The organism is Azospirillum mesophilum (assembly GCF_053470405.2).
Genome location: NZ_JBPXMQ020000089.1, coordinates 1 through 7133, shown reverse-complemented (window position 1 = coordinate 7133; position 7133 = coordinate 1). Strand labels below are relative to the sequence as shown.

General features: G+C 62.2%; 5 protein-coding genes. 1 reads left to right on the top strand and 4 read right to left on the bottom strand.

Annotated elements, in window-relative coordinates; all coding sequences use genetic code 11:
* Window positions 1-354: 354 nt before the first annotated feature.
* From ACSVC7_RS32400 to ACSVC7_RS32385, 4 genes are all read right to left on the bottom strand, one after another.
* Entirely contained in the window at window positions 355-540 is a 186-nt protein-coding gene (locus ACSVC7_RS32400) for a hypothetical protein (protein ID WP_448208696.1), read from the bottom strand.
* 182 nt (window positions 541-722) lie between these two features.
* Window positions 723-908 (bottom strand): hypothetical protein, encoded by a 186-nt coding sequence (locus ACSVC7_RS32395; RefSeq protein WP_448208697.1) that lies wholly within the window; start codon window positions 906-908, stop codon window positions 723-725.
* Between the two features lie 1490 nt (window positions 909-2398).
* Window positions 2399-4408: a glucans biosynthesis glucosyltransferase MdoH gene (gene mdoH / locus ACSVC7_RS32390; protein ID WP_483509148.1), complete on the bottom strand. Its 2010-nt coding sequence runs from the start codon at window positions 4406-4408 to the stop codon at window positions 2399-2401.
* An 11-nt stretch (window positions 4409-4419) separates the two neighbouring features.
* Window positions 4420-5961 (bottom strand): OpgD/OpgG family glucan biosynthesis protein, encoded by a 1542-nt coding sequence (locus ACSVC7_RS32385; RefSeq protein WP_483509146.1) that lies wholly within the window; start codon window positions 5959-5961, stop codon window positions 4420-4422.
* Between the two features lie 712 nt (window positions 5962-6673).
* Here ACSVC7_RS32385 and ACSVC7_RS32380 point away from each other — a divergent pair.
* Window positions 6674-7057, top strand: a complete 384-nt coding sequence (locus ACSVC7_RS32380; RefSeq protein WP_448208700.1) for a response regulator — start codon at window positions 6674-6676, stop codon at window positions 7055-7057.
* Window positions 7058-7133: the final 76 nt, after the last annotated feature.

Here is a 7133-nt window from a genome sequence, read left to right as displayed (position 1 = left end):
GCAAAGCATAGCGTCGCATCGGTCGGCCCTCCCGTCAGCCGACGCTCTATGAATCACGCATTCCGCCCGCTGGGAATCCCCTAACTGACGACACGCCCTAGGACGGCGATGGTGATGAACCACGCTGTCATCGTGACCGGCATGGGCTGAAGCAGGACAACCTCGCCCCACTGCCGCTGGTGCTGTTGGAATGTGACCGCTTCCTGCCGAAACAGCGAGGGCTGTTGCACCACCCGAGGACTCCGTAACGGTTTGCCTTCGCCCCCACGTCCCGCATGACGAACCCCTTCCTGACAGACGTCGCCAGGAAGGGGCCCGTGTTCAGGCCAGCCTGAATCCGTTGCGTGATCCGGCTTAGGTCTGGCGGAAGATTTGCTGTGAGTTCGCGGTCAGGGCTTGGGCCGCAACACCGATGTTGACATCATTCAGGGAACGTTCAACGGCGACGTTGACGAGGCCGGACTGATTGGCGCCAGCCGCGACGAAGTCGATCTGGTCATCCTTCAGTTCCACAGGCGCTTTCAGCATTTCGCAAGACATGGCGGTTTCCTTGTTTGATATTGCACCGAGGAGTCCACAAGGCTTGCCCCAACAAGGAGGGTTGTGGCGTTGCTTACGTCTCCGCGATGGCTTTTCTCATCTGGCTTTTTCTCATGCGCGTTTCGATGTCTGCTCTTGTTCAGCAGAACCCGCCAGGGAATGGGTCGCGCATATATTCCTATCTAGGTCTGGCGGAAGATTTGCTGTGAGTTCGCGGTCAGGGCTTGGGCCGCAACGCCGATGTTGACGTCGTTCAATGACCGCTCAACGGCCACATTGACGAGCCCAGACTGGTTGGCACCAGCCGAAACAAAATCGAGCTGATCGTCCGTCAGTTCGACAGGTTTATTTAGAGTTTTACGAGACATTACTCCCTCCTGAATTGGTGTTCGTGTTGCTTTTCTTCCACAAATCTGCGGATTCGAAAGCGAGGCTTGTCTCCTAAACGCCTCGCGCTTTCAAACGCATTCCCGAAAAGAAAATTCCATATGTCTACCGTCGGTCTAGGGCGAACTGCTCCATACGCATAGTTTGGCTCCAAGGCATGAGATCGGATTGCTCCTTGGTACAATCCACTTACGCTCAACGGAGGATTTTGAGCCTATGTTGTCTGGCTTGGCCGAAAATCGGCCCATTAAGACCTGGACAAGTTGGGCTCCCCGTAGCGCTTTGATCACTTATCCTGAAGCTCCCGACCAGGGATTTCCCGAGGCGCATAAATAGGCGGGTGATTGCGTGAGAAGTCTGACGAAAGCCTCTGAGCCGCCTCCGGCGCCTCTCCCCTTTGGCCGACGGAACGATTCAGGGCTCCTCTGCTCGCGGCGGCCTGCTCAGCCGGTGCGGTCCGCCAGTGTTCAGACCTCCGTAACCCGGAGCGGGCCGGCGCCACACCTTCTGACGCGATATGCAGTGAGCCACGACGGTCAGGCACAACTCGGCGGCGCCAATGTGGGCAGGAAGCCAGCGTCAACAGGGCACCATCAAACCGTGACAGTGTGCGACAGGCCGGGCCTCCAGATCGACGTAAACGATTGATAAGGATCCGAGGCGGGCTCAGGGAATTGGAAATGAGCCCATTTGGCCTGAAAACCGAGACAGAAAAGCAATTCTAAATAGAAGCTCGTGGAAGAGCACCAGCAAAAGATTAAACAGGAAGTAACTTCGGATTGTCGGGCCGTCAGTTCGCTCAATTGACGCAGACGCCTTACCCGATCCTGCCGCAACCACTGGCTTCGGTTGGCCAGTCGTTTGCCCAACAGGAGACCACCGGCTGGAGGTGCTGCCCCTGCAGGGCGGAACGGATCACCCCACCGCCGTAGGGGCTTGAGGCGGGGCCATCCACGGTCCCAGCGCTTGTTCCAGCCGGTGCATTAGAGCTTGAAGATGACCTCGATGTCGTGCACCTCGGCCGGCTCAACTCGGCGCGGGCTTATCTCTGAAGATTGCGCGGGCGCTCTCCTTCAAAAGCACAAATCGTCTTTTTTGATTAGAGCAGATGAATTATCAATTCATAAAGTAAAACGTGACCAAAAACTGATTTTTTTGAACGTCGCACGAAAGCACTGAGATAGATCTCGAATATTTGATTGGAAAAGCAAGCCTAAACTTGCTTTTTTCTGCACAGGATAGGTTTGCGCAAAACTTCCAAGCCTTTCAAAAGCGTATTCTTAAACCTAATGACATATATCAAATGCGTGCCTACGCAAAGACGCGCAGCCATGCCATGATTGTGCTTATAGGGTACCCGTAAGACCCTGTGTGTGGTTTCCCACTCCTACTCTGAATTAGATCGTCAAGCGGCGCCCTGCCTCCCCAGGGCGCCGCAACTCTTATACGGGACCGTCAATCCGTTTTTGGATTAGATGCGCTGAGTTCGGCCGCCACTCCCAATGGTTGCCCATTGCGCAACCCTAGATACTGTGCATTTTCCCGCAATCGGCCGCCTTATCGAACCGCGCGACGCCCCGGCGCAAGGATTGTGCGCCAGACGGGCTGCCACTGGCCACGGCAGGACCCGCCACGGCCACCGTTCCAGCTCCTGAACCGGCATGGCGATGGGAGAGACCTCCGGAAGCAATCGTGTCTCCTCCGTCGGGCGCGCCGACGCCACGAACTCCGGCACTCCTTCCTCCAGCTTCAGTTCGAATGGTGGCGCCACCTCCTCCGGGGTCAGCAGCAGTCCTCGTTTGCGGAACCACGCGCCAAGATCGACGCTGCTGGTCAGCATGGACAACCCGATGGACACGGCCAGCCCGGCCAGCACGGGCAACAGCCACCACTCGAAGTCCGGTGCCAAGGCCAGCACGATGCCGCCCCAGCCGATGCCGATCAATGTGTGCGCGCCATGGCGTTCGGCGGCCTCCCGCACAGAAAGCCCCCGGCCGGAGCGTGACTGAGCGTTCCAGCCGACCTTTTGGCCGAGCAGAGTGACCACGACGAACTGCGTGTGGAACAGCATCATCGCCGGAGCCAGCAGCGCGGAGTGCGCGAGTTCGATCAGCGCACTGGCGAGCAGCCGCCGCGCTCCGCCGAAGCCGCGCCGCGCGCTCCCGTCGCACAGCGCCAACACAAGGCTGTACAAGCGCGGCAGGAGCAGGACGAGCGCCGTGATCGTGAGCAGCGAGGCCACTTCGTCGGGCTTTGACACCGGCCAGTTCGGGAACAGGTTGTGGCCCGGCAGGAAGTAGGAGTGCCCGAACACGGCCAGGCTCAGAACGTCGATGCTGGCGAGCAGCAGCATCGCCAGCCACAGCGGCGACGCCACATAGCCCATCACCCCCAGCGCCAAATGCAGCCGCGACATCGGGTGCAGCCCGCGCACGCCGAGCAGGCCAAGGTGTTGAAGGTTGCCCTGGCACCAGCGGCGGTCGCGGATGGCGTAGGCGATGGCGTCCGGCGGGAGTTCCTCCCAGCTGCCCTCCAGGTCTGGCACGATCCAGACCTGCCAACCGGCCCGCCGGATCAGCGCCGCCTCGACGAAGTCATGACTGAGAATTTCTCCACCCAGCGGTTCGTGCCCTGGCAGTCGCGGCAGCCCGCAGTGGGCGGCGAAGGCAGCGGTGCGGATGATCGCGTTGTGCCCCCAGTAGTTGCCCTCGCCCAACTGCCACCACGCGAGTCCGCTCGCCAACACCGGACCGTTGAGGCGGCTCGCGAACTGCAGCAGCCTCCCAAACAGCGTCTCGGCGTTGGCCGGCAACGGCAACGTTTGGATGATGCCGGAACGGGGGTGCGCCTGCATAAGCCGGGCAAGCCGGACCATGGTGGTGCCGGCCATGATGCTGTCGGCGTCCAGCACCAGCATGTGGTCGTACGCGCCTCCCCAGCGCGTCACGAAGTCGGCGAGGTTGCCGGCCTTGCGGCCGAGATTGCGCTCCCGCCGTCGGTAAAAGATGCGTCCGCCGCCCATCATCGCCAGCAGCCGTTTGACGGCGGCGCGCTCGGCGGAGGCCCTGACCGGGTCCGTGGTGTCGGACAGCACGAAGGCGTCGAACGCCCCAGCTTCACCGGTGAGGACCAGGGAGCGCCACGTGGCGGCAAGGCCGGCGCACACGCGCTCGGGATCTTCGTTGTAGATAGGCATGACGATGGCGGTGCGCGTGACGAGCGGCAGGTCGTCGCTGACGGTCAGCCCGGCCGGGTCGCGCCCGACAAGGCGGACCAGGAAGCCCGCCGTCGCCGTCCAGAAAGACGTGGCGATCCAGGCGAAGCTGATCGTGAACAGCCCGATCATCGCCATCTCCAGGACGGTGAGGCCGTTGGCGCGCAGCACCTCCAGCATCAGCCCGCTCGCCGCGAGCGTCGATCCCAGCACCACCGCCACGTACAGCGTCCGCCGAAACCGCGCCGTTTGCGCAAGGGAGATCATGGCACGCATCCTCAGTCCGGAGTCCACAGGTAGGTCCAGGTCTCGGTCAGCACCGTGCCACGAAGGCGCAACGCACAGCGCAGGTCGCAGGCCTTGCCACCGTCGGGTACGACGTCGAAGAACACCCGCCAGCCGCCGGTTTCCGTGTTCTTGAGCACGACCGGCGGCAGGAGCTTGCCGGAGGAGGCCGAGGCGTCCACGACCACAGCTTCCTCCGCGTCGAGGTGGGCGAGGTCCCCGCCTTCAAAATCGAGCACGAAATGACGAGCGTCGCGCGGTGCCCCGGCGTTGCCGGGCGTGCGCGAAGACCCCACCCGCGTCGCCACGACCCGCCCCAAGGGCGGCAGCCAGTCCAACGCCAGGAAGGACGTCAGCCGATAGGCGACGCTGAGCGGCACCCCCTTGCGAACCGGCAGCTCCGGCACCCAATAGGCGACGATGTTGTCGTTGATCTCCGCGTCCGAAGGGATCTCGACCAACTCCACCCTGCCTTTCCCCCACCCACCGATGGGTTCGACCCACAGGCTGGGGCGCTTGTGGAAGAGGCTCTCCAAGTCCTGGTAACTCTCAAACCGACGGTCGCGCTGACACAGGCCAAAGCCGCGCGGGTTCTCCGCCGCAAAGGAACTGACCCGCAGGGCGCGCGGGTTGACCAGCGGGCGCCACAGCCACTCGCCGGTGCCGGTGGCAACCTGCACCCCGTCGCTGTCGTGGACCTCGGGGCGGAAATCGTCCACCCGGCGGCTGCGGCCCTCGCCATAGAAGAACATGCTGGTCAGGGGCGCCAACCCCAGCTTCTCAATGTCGGTGCGGGGATACAGGGTGCACTGGACCTCGGCGACCGTCTCGGTGCCAGGGCGGATCGTGAAGCGGTAGGCGCCGGTGCAGCTTTGGCTGGCGAGGAGCGCATACACGGTGATCGCGTCGGCGTCTGGGGCCGGTTCTTCGATCCAGAACTCGCGGAAACGCGGAAACTCCTCGCCGCGCGGTTGGGCGGTGTCGATGGCGAGACCGCGCGCCGACAGGCCGTACACCTGACCGCGGCCGAGCATGCGGAAGTAACTTGCCCCCAGAAAGGCGATCACCTCGTCCATCTCCCCCGGCCGGTGCAGCGGATAATGCAGCCGGAAGCCGGCGAAGCCGAAGTCCGCCGGCAACTGCGCTTCGACCTTGTTGGCACCGAAGGTGAACATGTCCCGCCGATAGGGCACGGGGTGCGCCACGCCGTTCGAAACGGTGTTCACGCGGACCGGACGGTCGTAGAGGAAACCCAGATGAAAGAACTCGACCGCGAACCGCCGGGATCCGCGCCACAAGGCCTGATCGGAAACGAAGCGAAGGTCCCGGTACTGATCGTATCCGATGTTCCTCAGCCCGTCCGGCAGCGACGCCCGGTCATCCTCGTGGCGTCGCTCGGCCAAGTCCTTGGCACGGCGGCACAAGGCATCGAAGTCGAACGGCTCGCCCGGCGCATCCCCTTGCTGGTCGAGGGCAAAGCTTGCGCGAACGGGCAGAAGGGCGACTCCGGTCACCGCCAACCCCAGGATGAGCATGTCGCGACGCCGCAGACCACCGGGGCAAGAAACTCGCGTCATGGCCAAGCGCCACCCTCCTGCTGTCCCTCGGAAAGCGTGATGAGAGCGCCGGCGCATCGTGCGTACAAGCCGTGGTTCAGTGGCCACGCGGCACGGTGTTGCCCGGGCACGCCCCAACGACATAAAGACGAGAGCAGGGGCAAATATTCCATGCCCCTTTGCGGAACGGCTGTTTTCCCCTCGGAGAGGTTCGAAAAAGGGCGTGCGCTTGAAAGGATGCCGCCACCCAGCCGGCCGGTTGGAACCGTGCCGGCCTGTGTGAAGCGAAGCGGCGGTGAGCCACCCAGCCCACCCGCCATTGCCACTCCACGGGGAAACCTGCGCCATTCGGCATGCGACAAGCATTCGTAAGCTTGCCGCGCAAATATCTGCTTGGCGGCACAAGTTTACCTTTGCTTTGTCACAATCTTGTTTTCACCGCTTACGCGCCACCGCGCACTCGGTGAATCCTTGAGTCTAATCATAATCTCTCCTTCCTTTTCGGCTATGAGCATTGACCTCCATTCTCACACGAACGGAAAGTTTTCCGGCGCGCGACTCTCCGGTAACGTCTTCAGCGATAGGATTGGCCCGAAAGGGTCCAGGCTGAGCAATGAGCCGTTCCGTTTATAGCGAAACGGATTTCGAGGGTGTCGTCCTTGTGATGACCAGCCACTTTAGGGGAAATCCGATGGCGAACGAGACCGTGACGGTCTTTCTTATCGACGCGAACCGGTTGTTTCGCGATTGCCTGAAGCGGTTGTTTGAAGGCACGGCCTTTTCAATCGTAGGCGAGACGAGCCGCGTGGCTGAGGGGGCTTCCGCGGTCAACGCCTTGGACATTGCCCCTCACCTCGTGCTGATTGATCTGACCAATGTCGGTGCCGGCGACATCGAAGCGCTGCGCCGCCTGCGCGAGCAGGCCTCGCAATGCCGCTTGGTGATTCTGGACAGCAACCTGTCCGGCCGCCGGCTGTGGGACGCCCTCCGCGCCGGTGTGGACGGCTATCTGCTGAAGAGCATCGCTCCCGAAGCTCTCACGGAGTCCTCAGGGCGATTCAGAGAAGGTGGATGAATTTCGGGTGACGCGAGTCGTCAGTTGATTCACAAGGCTATCGGCAGGGACCGAGCCGGAGAGTCGGAGCGATGAC